At 63.7% G+C, this 15367-nt stretch carries 11 protein-coding genes; 1 reads left to right on the forward strand and 10 read right to left on the reverse strand.

The genetic code is table 11. The features are described from left to right. Window positions 1-17 precede the first annotated feature (17 nt). The 5 genes from LHFGNBLO_RS20340 to LHFGNBLO_RS20360 are packed head-to-tail and all read right to left on the reverse strand — an operon-like array spanning window position 18 to window position 7604. Window positions 18-2468, reverse strand: a complete 2451-nt coding sequence (locus LHFGNBLO_RS20340) for a GcvT family protein (RefSeq protein ID WP_258601109.1) — start codon at window positions 2466-2468, stop codon at window positions 18-20. Further along, on the reverse strand, window positions 2465-3646 hold the full coding sequence (locus tag LHFGNBLO_RS20345) for a pyridoxal phosphate-dependent aminotransferase (RefSeq protein WP_258601110.1): 1182 nt from the start codon (window positions 3644-3646) through the stop codon (window positions 2465-2467). Before LHFGNBLO_RS20345 ends, LHFGNBLO_RS20340 begins: the two co-directional genes overlap by 4 nt. Beyond that, complete coding sequence (locus LHFGNBLO_RS20350; protein WP_258601111.1) at window positions 3646-4545, reverse strand: homocysteine S-methyltransferase family protein; 900 nt, start codon at window positions 4543-4545, stop codon at window positions 3646-3648. Before LHFGNBLO_RS20350 ends, LHFGNBLO_RS20345 begins: the two co-directional genes overlap by 1 nt. Then, entirely contained in the window at window positions 4542-6995 is a 2454-nt protein-coding gene (locus LHFGNBLO_RS20355; RefSeq protein WP_258601112.1) for a GcvT family protein, read from the reverse strand. Before LHFGNBLO_RS20355 ends, LHFGNBLO_RS20350 begins: the two co-directional genes overlap by 4 nt. 15 nt (window positions 6996-7010) lie before the next feature. After that, on the reverse strand, window positions 7011-7604 hold the full coding sequence (locus LHFGNBLO_RS20360) for a helix-turn-helix domain-containing protein (protein ID WP_258601113.1): 594 nt from the start codon (window positions 7602-7604) through the stop codon (window positions 7011-7013). A 270-nt stretch (window positions 7605-7874) separates the two neighbouring features. Here LHFGNBLO_RS20360 and LHFGNBLO_RS20365 point away from each other — a divergent pair, with 270 nt between their 5' ends. Beyond that, window positions 7875-8579 carry a nitroreductase gene (locus LHFGNBLO_RS20365; RefSeq protein WP_258601114.1) on the forward strand — a complete coding sequence of 235 codons (705 nt, stop codon included), beginning with the start codon at window positions 7875-7877 and terminating at the stop codon, window positions 8577-8579. Window positions 8580-8600: 21 nt separating this feature from the next. On the opposite strand, the gene LHFGNBLO_RS20370 is transcribed toward LHFGNBLO_RS20365, so the two are convergent. The 5 genes from LHFGNBLO_RS20370 to LHFGNBLO_RS20390 form a co-directional block, all read right to left on the reverse strand. Beyond that, complete coding sequence (locus tag LHFGNBLO_RS20370; RefSeq protein ID WP_258601115.1) at window positions 8601-10043, reverse strand: MFS transporter; 1443 nt, start codon at window positions 10041-10043, stop codon at window positions 8601-8603. Between the two features lie 134 nt (window positions 10044-10177). Further along, window positions 10178-10765 carry a sarcosine oxidase subunit gamma gene (locus LHFGNBLO_RS20375; protein ID WP_258601116.1) on the reverse strand — a complete coding sequence of 196 codons (588 nt, stop codon included), beginning with the start codon at window positions 10763-10765 and terminating at the stop codon, window positions 10178-10180. Next, window positions 10758-13751: a sarcosine oxidase subunit alpha gene (locus LHFGNBLO_RS20380; RefSeq protein WP_258601118.1), complete on the reverse strand. Its 2994-nt coding sequence runs from the start codon at window positions 13749-13751 to the stop codon at window positions 10758-10760. Before LHFGNBLO_RS20380 ends, LHFGNBLO_RS20375 begins: the two co-directional genes overlap by 8 nt. Then, window positions 13748-14044, reverse strand: coding sequence for a sarcosine oxidase subunit delta (locus LHFGNBLO_RS20385; RefSeq protein ID WP_258601120.1), 297 nt, complete (start codon window positions 14042-14044; stop codon window positions 13748-13750). The genes LHFGNBLO_RS20380 and LHFGNBLO_RS20385 overlap by 4 nt, the downstream gene beginning before the upstream one ends. A 10-nt stretch (window positions 14045-14054) precedes the next feature. Continuing rightward, complete coding sequence (locus tag LHFGNBLO_RS20390; RefSeq protein WP_258601121.1) at window positions 14055-15314, reverse strand: sarcosine oxidase subunit beta; 1260 nt, start codon at window positions 15312-15314, stop codon at window positions 14055-14057. Window positions 15315-15367: the final 53 nt, after the last annotated feature.

Consider the following 15367-nt stretch of genomic DNA (forward strand, 5'->3'; position numbering starts at 1 on the left):
CGGGGAGAAGGAAGAGATCACATCCGCACCCGTTCCGATTTCGGATCATACATCGGCTTCAGTGATGCTTCGGCGGCGAAGCGCTCGCCGGCGATCTCGATCTCGTAGGATGACGACAGCACATCGGCCTCGCTCTCGCCCTTGCACGGCACATAGCCGAGCCCGATGGCGCCGCCGAGATGATGGCCGTAATTGCCCGAGGTGATCGGACCGACGATCTTGCCGTCGCGCAGGATGGCCTCGTTATGGAACAGCAGCGGCTCCGTGTCCTTCAGGCGAAACTGGAGCAGCCGACGGTTCAACCCGGCTTCTTTCTTCTTCAGCACGGCATCGCGGCCGAGAAAATCGCCCTTGGCTGTCCTCACCGCGAAGCCAAGGCCGGCTTCCAGCACATTGTCCTCGTCGGTGATGTCATGGCCGAAATGCCGAAAGGCTTTTTCGATGCGGCAGGAATCCAGCGTGTGCAGGCCGCAGAGTTTCAGACCGATATCGGCTCCGGCTTCTTCAATAGCCTCGAAGACGTGTGCTGCCTGGTCGGTCGAAACATAAAGCTCCCAACCCAGTTCGCCGACATAGGTGACGCGGTGGGCGCGGGCCAGACCCATGCCGATTTCTATCTCCTGAAACGTCCCGAACGGATTGGTTTCGTTGGAGAAATCGTTCGGGCTCACCTTCTGAATGAGCTTTCTCGCATCCGGACCCATCAGGCAGAGCACGGCTTCGGCCGCTGTCACGTCGGTGATGACCACGAATTCGTCGGCGAGATGTTTTCTCAGCCACGCCAGGTCGCGCTGCAGCGTCGCGCCGGGCACGACGAGGAAATAGGCCGTTTGCGACAGTCGCGTGACGGTGAGATCGCTCTCGATGCCGCCGCGCTGGTTGAGCATTTGCGTATAGACGATCTTGCCCGGCGCGACGTCCATGTCGTTGGCGCAGAGCTTTTGCAGGAAGGCGCAGGCGTCGCGGCCTTCGACGCGGATCTTGCCGAACGAGGTCATGTCGAACAGGCCGACACCGTTGCGAACCGCCAGATGTTCTTTGCGCTGATTGTCGAACCAGTTTTGCCGCTTCCACGAATAGCGGTACTCGCGCTCCTGGCCGTCACGAGCGAACCAGTTGGCGCGTTCCCAGCCGGCGACCTCGCCGAACACCGCGCCGCGCGCTTTCAGATGCTCGTGCAACGGCGAGCGCCTGACGTTTCGCGAGGTCGCCATCTGGCGGTAGGGGAAATGGTCGGCATAGAGCAGGCCGAGTGTTTCGGAGACCCGCTCCTTCAGGTAGCGGCGGTTCTTCTGGAACGGCTGGGCGCGGCGGATGTCGACTTCCCAGAGGTCAAAGGGCGCTTCGCCGTCGTTGATCCATTGCGCCAGCGCCATGCCGGCGCCACCGGAAGAGACGATGCCGATCGAATTGTAGCCGGTCGCCATCCAGTAGCCGGACAACTCCGGCGCCTCGCCGAGATAGTAGCGGTCATCCGGGGTAAAACTCTCGGGCCCGTTGAAGAAGGTATGAATGCCGGCGGTCGCCAGCATCGGCATGCGGTTGACGCCCATTTCGAGGATCGGCTCGAAATGCTCCATGTCCTCGGGCAACTGGTCGAAGCAGAAATCCTCGCGGATGCCGTCCATGCCCCACGGCTTGGCCACCGGCTCGAAGGCGCCAAGCATCATCTTGCCGGCGTCTTCCTTGTAGTAGGCGCATTCGTCGGGAACGCGCAGCACCGGCAGGCGAGTGAGACCCGGAATCGGTTCGGTGACGAGGTAAAAGTGTTCGCAGGCATGCAGCGGGATGGTGACGCCGCTCTGAAGCCCGAGTTCGCGCGCCCACATGCCGGCACAATTGACGACGACGTCCGCCTCGATCATGCCTTGCTCGTCGCCCTGTGCCCAGGACACGCCGGTGACACGGCCATCCCTGGTGTGGACCTTGGTGACCTTCACATTCTCCACGATGGTCGCGCCACGCTGGCGCGCGCCCTTGGCCAGTGCCATGGCGATGTTGGCCGGGTCGCACTGGCCGTCGAGCGGCAAATGGACGGCGCCGACAACATCGGAGACATTGAGATGCGGGTACATCTCTTTGACTTCGCTAGGCGAAATCTCGCGCACGTCGACATCGAAGGCGCGGGCGAGCGAAGCCTGGCGGTAGATCTCGTGCTTGCGCTCTTCGGTCAGCGCCACGGTGATCGAGCCGACCTGCCGCATGCCGGTGCCGACCTCGGTCTCGGCTTCCAGCTTGACGTAGAGGTCGGCCGAATATTTCGCCAGCCGGGTCATGTTCTGCGAGCCGCGCAATTGGCCGATCAGGCCGGCGGCGTGCCATGTTGTGCCTGACGTCAGCTGCTTGCGCTCGAGCAGCACGATGTCGGTCCAGCCGAGCTTGGCCAGATGATAGGCGACCGAGCAGCCGGAGACGCCGCCGCCGATGATGACGGCCCTGGCCTTGGTGGGAACGGTCTTGGCGCTCATGCGGCCTCACGGCGGTAGCTGGATGCGAAGCGGCGCAGGCGAAGGGCAGCTTCCTCCAGCACCGCCTTGGGCTGGCAGAGGCTGATGCGGATGTGGCCGGCGGCGGCCTCGCCGAAGCTCGAGCCCGGCATCACGCCGACCTTTTCCTCGTCGAGCAAGGCCCAGGCGAATTTCTCGTCGTCTGGTTCGACGGCTGATATGTCGAGCATGACATACATGCCGCCTTCGGAGCCGCGCACGGTGACGTTGTTCATGCCGCGCACGGCATCGAGCAGGATGGTGCGTCGCGCGGCATAGCGTTCGGCGATGTCCTTGACGCCATAGCTGTTCTCGAGCGCCTCGGCGCAAGCGAGGCTGATGAAGGCCGGCAGGCCGTAGGTGGTCACCAGATTGAGATTGATCAGCAGCGAGATCATCTCTTCAGGCCCGGTCAGCCAGCCCATGCGCCAGCCGGTCATGCCGTGGCTCTTGGACATCGAATTGATGACCAGCGTGCGCTCGGCCATGCCGGGCAGCGAGCGCGGCGAGATGTGTTCGCCGCCGCCCAGCGTCCAGTAGACCTCATCCGACAGCAGCCAGAGGTCATGCTCCTTGCAGATTTGCGCCAGCTCTTCCAGCCGCTGGCGCGAATAGACCGCACCCGTCGGGTTGTTGGGCGTGTTGATGAGGATGGCGCGCGTGTTGGGTCGAAGGGCTGCGCGGATGTCGGCAGCCCGCGGCTGGAATCCGTCCTCGGCGGGGGTTTCGACCACGGTGAATTGCGCACCCGCCGCACCGAATGTGTTGGGATAGGTCGCGTAATAGGGCGCGACCACGATGGCATGATCGCCCTGGTCGAGAACAGCTTGCACAGCCGCGTACAGTGCTGCCTGCCCACCTGGCGTGGCGATGACCTGGTCGGAATTTGTCGCAACACCGGTGCAAGCGGTCGAGGCTGTCGCCATTGCCTTGCGCAGGCGAGGGATGCCGGGAAGCGGCGTGTAGTGGTGATTGCTGGCGCGAACCGCCGTCACGCAGGCTTCGATCGTTTGCGACGGCGTGTCGAAATCATGGTCGCCGACCGACAGCATGATGATGTCTTCGCCGACCTGCTTGCGTGCCCAGGCTGCGGTGTGGACCTCCCAGCCATCCTTGCCCGAAGGCACGATACCGGTAATGCGCGATGATGGTCTGGGCATTATGCTACTCCCGAGATTTCGTAGCCGGCCTGTTCGAGCTGTTCGCGCAGGGCGGCGATATGGGCAGGACCGACTTCGCAGCAGCCGCCAACGATGCCGGCACCGGCTTTGATCCAGCCGAGCGCATGTTCGGCATAGGATTCAGGATCAAGATCATGACGGGCGTGCAGCACTTCGACTGTGCCGCCATGCTTGAGCGCCTCGACCGAGGTGAAGCCGTTGGCATAGGCGCCAACCGGACCGCCGAGATCGGTCAATTCAGGCAGTGCGGCGGCGATCGCTTCGGGCCGGCAGCAATTGACCAGTCTAGCTGCGACCGGCAGGCCATCGAGGGCGTTGGCAGCAGCCGAGATGGCTTCGCCGCTGCGCAGGCGCGGCGCACCGTGATCGGCGAGCGTCCACGACACCCACACCGGCTTGCCGCTTTCCGATGCGGCGGTGACGGCAGCGCGCGCTTCCTCGGCCGATGCCATCGTCTCGCACAGGACCAGATCGACGCCATCCGCCTGCTCGGCAACGATGCGGCGATAGGTGTCGAGCGTTTCCTCGAACGAAATGGTCAGCGCCGGCGCATAGCTGCCGAAAAGCGGCGACAGGCAACCGGCGATCGCCGCGTCGCCGGCCTGGTCGCGGGCTTGCCCGGCAAGCTCGATGCCGCGCTTCTGCAGCGGTTTGAACAACTCTTCCGCACTCTCGCGCGCCAGGCGCTCGGGCGTGGCGGAATAGGTATTGATGGTGATGACGCGGGCGCCGGCCCGGATGAATTCGGCATGCAAGTCACGCACCAGATCCGGTTCGTCGATCAGCACTCTGGCCGACCACAGCGGTGTCGGTTCCGAGCTGCTGCGGCGAACCAGTTCCTGGCCCATGCCGCCATCGGTGAGGATGACTTTTTTCAAGCTCTCAATCTTTCGTTCTTCGGGTCCCACAGCGGCTCATCCCTCTGCACGATCGCCTGAAAGCGGTCGCCGAAGATTTCGATCTCGATTGCAGTACCCGGCTCAGCGAGGTCGGCGCGCAGCATGCCGAGCGCAATCGATTTGTCGATGCGATGACCCCAGCCGCCTGATGTCGTTTCGCCGACGATCTTGCCGTCATGCCACAGCGTCGACACGGAAGGGGCGTCGCAGTCGCCGGGGTTTTCGACGACCAGCGTGACGAAGCGTTTCTTCACGCCTTGCTGTTTTTCGCTCAGCAGTGCCGCCTTGCCACGGAAATCGGGCTTGTCCCATTTGACGAAGCGTTCCAACCCGCCCTGCAGGATCGAGTAGTCGGTCGAAAGATCGCCCTTCCAGGTGCGATAGCCTTTTTCGAGCCGCAGCGAATCCAGCGCGTACATGCCGAACGGTTTCAGGCCTTGCTTTTGCCCGGCTGTCCAGATCGCGTCGAAGACGGCGGCGGTGTCGTCGACCCGGGTGTGGATTTCCCAGCCAAGCTCGCCGGCGAAGGAAACACGTACCAGCTTGGCCCAGCGGCCGGCGATGCTTGTTTCCTGATGTGTCAGCCACGGCAAGGTGAGGTCGGCGGCGCAGATTTCGGCGAGGATTTTTCGCGAGTTGGGTCCAGCGAGGATCTGCGTGGAGAATTCTTCCGTGCGGTCGATCAGCTTGAATGCCGCGTCCTTCGGCATGCGCGATTTCAGCCATTCGAAATCGTGCCACTGCGCCACTGCGGCAGTTATCAGGGTCATCAGGTTCTCGTCGTGGCGCACCACCGACATTTCGGTGACGATGCGTCCCTTGTCGTCGGCGAAATAGATGAGGCCGATGCGGCCGGGCTTTGGCACCAGACCGGTGACCTGTTGGCTCAGCCATTCGGCGGCGCCCGGACCGTCGAGGTTGAAACGGGAAAAGCCCGGTAGATCCAGAATGCCGGCGGCGTCACGCACAGCGAGACACTCCTCGCGGACGCGATGCTGCCACGGTCCATCACGGCGGAAGGTCAGTGTGGATTCTTCGGAGGTATCGTCGCCTGGTTGCGCGTACCAGGTGGCGCGCTCCCAGCCATTGTAGGCGTCAAACTGGCCGCCGAGCGCCTTGATACGATCGTGGATCGGCGACAATTTGCGATCGCGTCCCGCCGGCCAGGCGTGGCGCGGGAACTGGATGGCGTATTCGTTGCCGTAGATCTCCATGCCCTTGGCAACGCAATAGTCCGGCGCCGAGGCAAAACTGGTGAAGCGGCGCGGGTCGCAGGACCACATGTCCCATTCGGTCTGGCCTTGCGTGACCCATTCGGCCAGCACCTTGCCGGCGCCACCGCCCTGGGCGATGCCGAAGGTGAAGACGCAGGCCTCGAAGGCATTGGGCACGCCGGGCATCGGGCCGATCAGCGGATTGCCGTCCGGCGTGTAGGGGATCGGGCCGTTGATGACCTTGGACAGGCCGGCCGTGCCGAGGATCGGCACGCGAGCGACGGCATCGGCCAGATAGTGCTCCAGCCGGTCGAGATCGTCTGGGAATAACTGGAAGGAAAAATCCTCTGGCATCGGATCGTTGTGGCCCACCCAATGCGCGCGGCAATTGCGCTCATAGGGGCCGAGATTCATGCCGTTCTTTTCCTGGCGCAAATAGTAGGAGGTGTCGACATCGCGCAGCAGCGGCAGCTTCTTGCCCCGCTCCTTCGACCAAGCGGCCAGTTCGGGGATTTCCTCGAACAGAATGTACTGATGGCTCATTACCATCATCGGCACGTCGCGGCCGAACATCCTGCCGACTTCGGCGGCGCGGTAGCCGGCGGCGTTGATGACGATCTCGCAGCGGATCTCGCCCTGTGCTGTTTCGACCACCCATTCGTCCCTGTCGCGGCGCACACCGGTGACCGGGCAGAAGCGGATGATCTTGGCGCCCATGTCGCGCGCGCCCTTGGCCAGAGCCTGGGTCAATTGGGCCGGGTCGATGTCGCCGTCGCTCGGATCGTAAAGCGCGCCCTTCAGTTCATGCGTTTCGATGAAGGGGTAGCGGCGCTTGATCTCGTCGAGCCCGACCACGTCGATATCCATGCCCTGATAGCGGCCCATGCCCTTGGCGCGCTGGAACTCCTGCATGCGCTCTGCCGTATGGGCGAGCCTGAGCGAACCGGTGACATGGTAGTTCATGGGATAGTCGACCGCGTCGGCGAGCCCGCGATAGAGCTCCGTCGAATAGCGCTGCATGTTCATTAGCGACCACGACGAGGAGAAGGTCGGCACGTTGCCGGCGGCATGCCATGTCGAGCCGGAGGTCAGTTCGTTCTTTTCCAGGAGCACGCAATCGGTCCAGCCCGCCTTGGCCAGATGATAGAGCGAGGAGGTGCCGACGGCACCGCCTCCGATGATCACCACGCGTGCCGTGGTCGGCAAACCGGCCATATTCAAATCCCTCGTTCAATAGACAGGCGGCGAAACCACCCAGATGATCACTGCCGGCTCGGCGCCGGGATTACGCCAGCGATACGGCTTGCGCTCGAAGCGAAAGGAGTCGCCTTCGACAAGCCGGTGCCAGACGCCTGCTATCTCGATCTCGAAAATGCCTGATGCGATATAGCCGGCCTCCTCGGTCGGCCGCAGCTGCTCGGTCTTCAGTTCCGCACCCGGCGCGAAGATCGAGCGCACCATCTCGAAACTACCGCCGAGATCGGGCGACAGAAGCTCCTCCACCAGGCCGGTTTCGCTTGTGCCAAGCGTGCGGCGCCTGCCGGCGCGCACAACCACGCCGCGCTCGTTCTCAACCGGCACATCGTGGCTGAAGAACAGGCTGAGCGGCACGCCGAACAGTTCGGCAAAGGCCCGGAGGTCGCTCAGCGACGGAATCGACAGGCCGCGCTCGACCTGGCTGACCCAGCCGACGGAGCGCCCAAGCGTCAGGCCGATCTCGGCAAGCGTCAGCCCGCGCGCCTTGCGCAGCGCCCTGATATCACCGGCCAGCAGCCGTTCGCCGTTTTCCTGCTCCGATCTGGCAGCGATTGAGGGCAAAGCCATTCTCTTGATGAAAAATTCCGGACAAATTTCATGAGAGGTCAAGCTCATGAAAAAATCAAGAGGATTTTCATGAAACCACAAGATTTGCTTGCGCCATTTTGACGGTTCATGCAAAGGCTCGGCCACGAACGGCGAGTGGGAACGTCCGGTCGGAGCGAGATAGAGCGCCGCGCGACCCAATGGACGCGCAAGAGCGTCTATCACTTTAGAATCTGCGCATGATCCTCGAAAACGAACAGGGTTTCCGGGTCATGCGCAAAGGGACGGCCCATGCTGGAAGACAACACCGGGATTGCTGACGATGCGGCGATCGTCGACGAGGCGATCATATCGCGCCGTTCGGTACGGGCCTTCCTGCCCGACATGGTCGACGACGACACGATCCGCGCCATTCTGGCCGTTGCCGCCCGCGCGCCATCGGGCACCAATATGCAGCCATGGCGGGTCTATGTGACCAAGGGCGAGATCAAACAGCAGATCACCGACGCCATCCTCAATTCCGGCATCCGCGCCGAAAAGGCCAATTGGGACGAGTACCGCTACTATCCGACCCAGTTCTTCGAGCCCTATCTGACGCGGCGACGCGCCAACGGTTTCGGGCTCTACGGCGCGCTCGGCATCGGCCGCCGCGAGGTCGACAGGATGCGCGCCCAGCACGACCGCAACTTCGTCTTCTTCGACGCGCCGGTCGGCATGATCTTCACTATCGACCGACGGTTGAACCAGGGCTCATGGATCGACTACGGCATGTTCCTGCAAAACATCATGGTGGCAGCGCGGGGCAGGGGTCTGCACACCTGTCCGCAAGCGGCCTTCGCGCCCTATCACCGGCAGATCAGGCCGGTGCTCAACATTCCAGACGAAGAGATCGTCGTTTGTGGCATGGCGCTCGGCCACGAAGATACATCCAAGCCCGAGAACGACTTCCGCACCGACCGTGTGCCGCTGGAAGAATGGGTGACGTTCAGCGAGTAATGCCACTGCCGTCCGGCCGGGCTATTCCGAGGTCATCGCCGATCCATGGCCGCTGACGTGGGCGCCATCCTGCGGCGTCAGCCGGAGATAGGCGAACAGCGCGCATAGCGTGATGACGCCTTCGAGGACGAACAGGACCCGGAAGTCGTTGATGCTGGCATGGCCACCACCAGCCAGAAGCGACAGGGCTGCCGCGGCCAGGCCGACGCTGATCGCCACCCCAAGCTGCCACAATATGTAATAGAGCGCGCTGAAGCGGGCGAGCTGCTCGGATGCAATGTCCGAGTAGGCGAGATTGCCGGTCGAAGCCCATTGCGCCGAGCGGAAGACGCCGAAGACGAAGATGTAGGTCAACACGATCCAGACCGGGGTGGTTGCCTGCATCAGGGCAAAGCCCGCCACCAGGCAAGCAACGATGGGCGTGTTGAAGACCAGCACGCCGCGGAAGCCAAAGCGGTTGAGAACGCGCGGCATGAAGAAACGCATCAGCACCGATCCGACTGCTGCGACGAAGGTCAGCGATCCTGCTTGTACCGCGCTCATGCCGAAGCCGAGCTGGAACATCAGCGGCAGCAGGAAGACGACCGAGCTCAAGCCGATCGTGTCCAGTCCGCCACCGGTCAGGAAGCTGATGCGAAAGGTGCGAATCCGCAGCAGCTTGAGATCGAGCAGCGGATTGCGGACGCGCAGGCAGTAGAATGAAGCGACGGCGAGGAGCGCGATTGCCAGCCCGAGTTGCATGGCGATCATGCTGCCGGCGGCATCTTTCGCAGCGAGCGAATCCATGCCGAAGACGAGCAGTGCCATGCCGCTGCCGACAAGGGCGAAGCCCGGAAAATCGAATGACGTGCGAACTGCCTTCGTTGCCGACGGAAACAGCGAAGCGGCAAGAAATGCGGCGATGAGCGCGAACGGCACGTTGATGAAAAAAATCCAGCGCCAGGAGATGTAGGTGGTCAGCGCGCCGCCGACGAGCGGGCCAACCAAGGGGCCGGACTGACCGGCCAGCGAGATGTACATATTGATCTTCAGCGTGCGGTTGCGTGGAAAGCTCTGCAGGATCACGACCTGGCCGAGCGTGCCCATCAGCGCGCCACCGAACCCCTGCAGCGCGCGTGCCCCGACCAGCATCCCGATGTCGCTCGATAGCCCGCAGAGCGCCGAGGCCGCGGCGAAGACGAGCAAGGCAAAGCAGTAGACGTTGCGCAGGCCGAAGCGGTCCGCAGCCCAGCCGCCGACCGGCATGGAGATTATCAGGCTGGCGACATAGACGGTGATCAGCAGGCCGAGCTGGCTGGGCGGGCGGGCGAGGCTTTCGCTGATGCCGGGAAGTGCCGTGACCACGACATTCTGGTCGAGGCTGGTCATGAAGACGCCGCAGGCGACCGTCACCGGCAACAGCAGCGATACGTCGCCCGCCATGCCAATGCGGGTGGGAGCCGTCGCCGAAGTCTCTGCGGTCATGGAAGGGTGCGGTCGTGCTGGTTGCCTGAAGGACTATGCGTTGAGCATAGGCCCGTGATTCCTAACGTATCACCGCCACAGGCCGGGCACTCAAGCGGCAGATCGACCGGTCTGTAGGGCCAACCGGCTTTCGGCTACTGTACCTCGTAGCCGACTTCCTCGCTCGCATGGCAGAGCGCTTTCCAGAACGAACGTGCAAACGAGCGGAACACGTAGATGTCGAACTGGTCGGCGTCGGTACGCTGGATTTGCGCGAAGATGTCGTGATGGGTGGTCGAGCGACCAGCCCCGATCGGAAAGGCCGGTAGCGCGAAGTCGATGGCGAAGAATTTCGCCAGTACCCATTCGGCCTTTGGTCCGGCGATGCGGATTGCGGTGCGTCCATGCGACAGGTCGGTGATCGTGCCGATGGCCGGGGTGACGACTTTGGCGAAGGCCGAGGCCAGGCCTTCTGCCTCATCGACCACGGTGAATTTCCCCGGTGCAAAGCCGAACACCGACCTGACGCTGTCGGTGCTGCCGCCGCCGGCGCCGTCGGGCAGAGTGAGGCCGGTAACGGTGCGGATGCCGGCCATCAGCTTCTTCTCTTCGCCCGACCATGCGGCGAGCTGCAGGATCGACCCCGGCCTGGTTTCGGAGAGGATGACTTCGACGCCGTGCTCGAAATTGCCATGCGAGCCTGCCTGCAACGCGGGCTCCAGCGGTGATTGGCGCTCAACCATGCATGCGGCTCCCGTCCGGATCGAAGAAGTGGTTGGAGACGATCTCGACCGGCCCGAAACGCTTGCGCAGGGGGTCGGAGACATAGGCGCGCGTGCCGTGCCGTGCCTTGCCGCCCTCGACCAGCGCCAGTGCAATGTGCTTGCCGAGCGCCGGCGAATAGCAGCAGGCGGTGATGTGGCCAAGGGAGCCATGCGGATTGGCTTCATCAAGCTCCTCGACGATATGCGCGCCGCCGTTGAGCGGCCGGTTGTCGAGCGCAATCAGGCCGACGAGTTGCAGGCGATCGGAAGCAATCAAGCCTTCGCGATCCATCATGGCCGAGCCGATGAAGGGCTTCTTCTTGGACAGCATCCAGTCAAGATGCAGGTCGCGCGCCGTGGTACGGCCGTCGATCTCGGCGCCGGTGACATGACCTTTCTCGATGCGCATCGTGCCCAGCGCTTCCAGCCCATAAGTGACCAGGCCGAACGGCTTGCCGGCCTTGACCAGCGCTTCCCAGACATGGGTGCCGTAGCCGGCACCGGAATAGACCTCGAAGGCCATTTCGCCGGAGAAGGAAAGCCGGCAGATCATCACCGGCACACCCGATATCTGGCCGCGCACGAGACCCATGAAAGGCAGTGCAGCGTTGTCGACGGCCGTACCGGTGACGCAAGCGGCCAGAATTGCCCTTGCCTTGGGTCCGCCGATCGCGGCGCCCGCCCATTCGTCGGTCACCGAGGTGACATGCACCTTCAGCTCCGGCCAGATGACGTCGAGGAAATACTCCAGATGCTGCATCACCTTGCCGGCATTGGCCGTGGTGGTGGTCATCAGAAAATCCTGCTCGCCGAGCCGCCAGGTGGTGCCGTCGTCGAAGGCGAGGCCGTCGTCGCGCAGCATCAGCCCGTAGCGCGCCTTGCCGACGGCGAGCGTCGAGAACATGTTGGTGTAGACCCGGTCGAGAAACTCCTCCGCGTCCGGACCCTGCACGGCGATCTTACCCAATGTCGAGACATCTACGATGCCGGCGCTCTCGCGGGTCGCCTTGGCTTCGCGCACATAGGCCTGTTCAATTGTCTCGCCTGAAAGCCCGTAGATCATCGGGCGATACCAGAGGCCGGCCGAATACATGGTTGCACCGTTGGCAACGTGCCAGTCATGCATCGGCGTCAGCCGCTCGGGCTTCAGGTCGCCGAAGCGCTCTGCCGCCAGCGAGCCGATCGACACCGCCGAAAAGGGCGGACGAAAGCGCGTCGTGCCGACTTCCGGGATCGGTTTGCCCAGCGCTTCGGCCATGATGGCGAGGCCAGGTATGTTGGAGCTCTTGCCCTGGTCGGTCGCCATGCCGAGCGTGGTGTAGCGCTTGAGATGCTCGACCGAGACAAAGCCTTCGCGATGCGCCAGCCGCACGTCCTCTGATGTCACATCGTGCTGGAAATCGACGAAGCTTTTGCCTTTGGCCTTGATCTCGAACACCGGCGCCGGATCGGGGTCGCAGGGTGCGGCTTCGACAACCGGCAAGGCCGAGGGTGTTCCTGTCCCACCCGCTGCCGAAAGACCGGCGGCGCGGCCTTCGGCGATGGCTTCGCTGGTCGAAAAACTGCCGGTGAAGGCGCCAGCGCCGATCCATTTCTGTGTCGGCTTGGGCGGCAGGAAGGCCTGGCGGTCAGCATTCCATTCCGCCTTGGCGCCGGCCTGGCTGGCCAGATGGATTGTCGGCGACCAGCCTCCCGACATCAGCAGGCAGTCGGCATGGATGCTGCGCGCCTCGCCGCTGAGCGCGCCATTGATCATGTCGAAGCGCTGCACCTTGATGCCGGACAGCGCCTTGCCGCCCTCGGTGGCGACCACGGCGTGGCCGGAGAAAATCTCTGCTTCGGCCTCAGTGGCCAGCTTGCGCATCTCGCTCGAAAGCGCCGGGCGGACGTCGACAATGGCGACGACCGCGGCTCCCGCGTGCTTGAGCGCAAGGGCGGAACGATAGGCGCTGTCATTGTTGGTGAAGAGCGCGATCCTGTCGCCTGGCAGCACGCCATACTCGTTGGCATAGCGTTCGCCGGCATGCGCCAGCATGACACCCGGCCGGTCATTGCCCGGAAACACCAGCGGCCGCTCGAAGGAACCGGTGGCCAGCACCACGGATCGGGCGCGAATGGCCCAGTAGCGATGGCGCGGTTCGCCCTTGCCGGGGGTCTCCTTGTGGTCAGTGACCCGTTCAAGCGCGGCAAGCGTGTTGCCGTCGTAGTAGCCCCAGACCGTGGTGCGCGGCAGCAGACGAATATTGTCATAGCCTTCAAGCTGGCCGACGGCCCGCGCTGCCCAATCGGCAGCCGGCATGCCGTCGATCGTCTCGGCCGACCAGTTGGCGGAGCCGCCGAAATTCGGTTCGAGCTCGGCGAGGATGACGCGCGCACCCTTATCGGCGGCAGCCTTGGCGGCCATCAGCCCGGCCGGCCCGGAGCCGACCACCAGCACGTCGCAAAATGCGTTCATGCGCTCGTAGCGCTCGGTGCCGGCAACGGTTCCGGCCTTGCCGAGACCGGCGGCGCGGCGGATGAAATGCTCGCAGAACATCCAGAAACGCGTGCCCTTCAGCGGGCCGAATACCGGTCCCATGAAGGTCTTGTAGTAGAAGCCGGCCGACAGCAGCTTGCCGCCGAGCTGGTTGACGGCGTTGACATCCCAGGCGAGTGAGGGAAATCGGTTCTGGCTGACGGCGGTCAGCCCGTCATAGATCTCGACCATGGTTGCGGCGATGTTGGGCTCGCGAACCTCGCCCCGCAGCACGGTCACCAACGCATTCGGCTCCTCGACGCCGGCGGTCAGCACGCCGCGCGGGCGGTGATATTTGAACGAGCGCCCGAACAGGGTGACGCCATTGGCCAGCAGCGCCGAAGCCAGCGTGTCGCCGGCATGGCCGGTGTAGGGCGCGCCGTCGAAGGTGAAACGGATGGTCCGCAGCCGGTCGATGCGGCCGCCGCTCTCGGTGCGACGTGGGCTCACGACTTGCCCTCCGCTCTGTGCCGCGTGGCGGATTTGTGATCGCCGCGCACGGAGGCGACGCTCGAGATCTCGTGCGTCAGCGTGTTGCGCACCACTCTGAGATGGACGCGGCAACCGCCGGAATGCTGCCAGATCTCATTGTGATCGCCGGCCGGGTTCAGCCGGTCGTAGACATAGGCGTTCCAGGCGTCGAGGTTCTGCGAGGCGGGGTGCGGACGCTGGCGGTTGCCATCGCCCTGATAGGTGAACTCGATGACGTCGCGCGGGCCGCAATAGGGGCAAGTGATGAGCATTGTATTCTACCTAATGCAGCCGAGGCGTTGCGCCCTGACCCTTGTCGTCGATCACCAGGCCGCGGTGGAAACGGTCGAGCGTGAACGGCGCGTTGAAGTCGTGCGGCTCATCCTTGGCGATGGTCCAGGCAAAGCACCAGCCGGAGGCCGGCGTCGCCTTGAAGCCGCCATAGCACCAGCCGCAGTTGAGATACATGCCGGGCAGTGGGCCGGTGGTGATGATCGGCGAACCATCCATCGACATGTCGCAGACACCGCCCCAGGAGCGCAACATGCGGACGCGGGCGAGACCCGGGAACAATGCCAGCATCTCGCTCATCACCTCGTCGACGATCGGCAAATTGCCGCGCTGGGCGTAGCTGTTGTAGCCGTCGATATCGCCGCCATAGACAAGGCCGCCCTTGTCGGATTGCGACATGTAGAAATGGCCCATGCCGAAAGTCAGCACCGTGTCGATGAACGGTTTCAGCGATTCCGTCACGAAGGCTTGCAGCACATGGCTCTCGATCGGCATCGTGTCGATGCCGGCAAGCTGCATGACCCGGCCGGTGCTGCCGGCCACCGCCACCGCAACCTTCTTGGCGCGGATCTCGCCGCGCGAGGTCGAGACGCCGGTGATGCGGTCGCCGTCGCGCAGGAAGCCGGTGACCTCGCAGTTCTCGATGATGTCTACGCCGCGACGATCGGCGCCGCGCGCATAGCCCCATGCCACGGCGTCATGGCGGGCAGTGCCGGCACGCGGCTGCATCAGGCCGCCGACAATCGGGAAGCGCGCGGTGGCCGACATGTCCAGCGCCGGCACCAGACGCGCGATTTGCGCGGTGGTCATCAGTTCGGCGTCGACGCCGAGATGGCGCATGGCGTTGCCGCGCCGGGCATAGTCGTCGAACTGGGCAGGCGTGTGGGCGAGGTTCAGGCAGCCGCGCTGCGAGAACATGACGTTGTAGTTGAGCTCGTGCGAGAGGTTCTCCCACATCTTCATCGAGTGTTCGTAGAAGCGGGTGTTGGCGGGCAGCAGGTAGTTGGAGCGGACAGCCGTGGTGTTGCGGCCGACATTGCCTGAGCCCAGCCAGCCCTTCTCCAGCACGGCGACATTGGTGATGTCGTGCTCCTTGGCGAGGTAGTAGGCCGTCGACAGGCCATGGCCACCGCCGCCGATGATGATGACATCGTAGGACGCCTTCGGATCCGGCTTGCGCCAGGCCGGTTTCCAGTCCTGGTTTCCCCTAAGCGCGTTCGCGAGAAGCGAAAAGGCCGAATATTCCGCCATTCTTCATACCGTCCTTGGTGCGATGCGGCAGACTATAGAGCAGGGCGGCGCCG

Origin of the sequence: Mesorhizobium sp. AR10, assembly GCF_024746795.1 — a bacterium.
Taxonomy (GTDB): Bacteria; Pseudomonadota; Alphaproteobacteria; order Rhizobiales; family Rhizobiaceae; genus Mesorhizobium.

Excerpts from the sequence above, each read along its gene's own strand:
- LHFGNBLO_RS20355 (WP_258601112.1), bottom strand. The coding sequence starts at position 6,995 with ATGGCCGGTTTGCCGACCACGGCACGCGTGGTGATCATCGGAGGCGGT.
- LHFGNBLO_RS20390 (WP_258601121.1), bottom strand. The coding sequence starts at position 15,314 with ATGGCGGAATATTCGGCCTTTTCGCTTCTCGCGAACGCGCTTAGGGGA.
- LHFGNBLO_RS20365 (WP_258601114.1), top strand. The coding sequence starts at position 7,875 with ATGCTGGAAGACAACACCGGGATTGCTGACGATGCGGCGATCGTCGAC.
- LHFGNBLO_RS20375 (WP_258601116.1), bottom strand. The coding sequence starts at position 10,765 with ATGGTTGAGCGCCAATCACCGCTGGAGCCCGCGTTGCAGGCAGGCTCG.
- LHFGNBLO_RS20340 (WP_258601109.1), bottom strand. The coding sequence starts at position 2,468 with ATGAGCGCCAAGACCGTTCCCACCAAGGCCAGGGCCGTCATCATCGGC.
- LHFGNBLO_RS20370 (WP_258601115.1), bottom strand. The coding sequence starts at position 10,043 with ATGACCGCAGAGACTTCGGCGACGGCTCCCACCCGCATTGGCATGGCG.
- LHFGNBLO_RS20385 (WP_258601120.1), bottom strand. The coding sequence starts at position 14,044 with ATGCTCATCACTTGCCCCTATTGCGGCCCGCGCGACGTCATCGAGTTC.
- LHFGNBLO_RS20360 (WP_258601113.1), bottom strand. The coding sequence starts at position 7,604 with ATGGCTTTGCCCTCAATCGCTGCCAGATCGGAGCAGGAAAACGGCGAA.
- LHFGNBLO_RS20345 (WP_258601110.1), bottom strand. The coding sequence starts at position 3,646 with ATGCCCAGACCATCATCGCGCATTACCGGTATCGTGCCTTCGGGCAAG.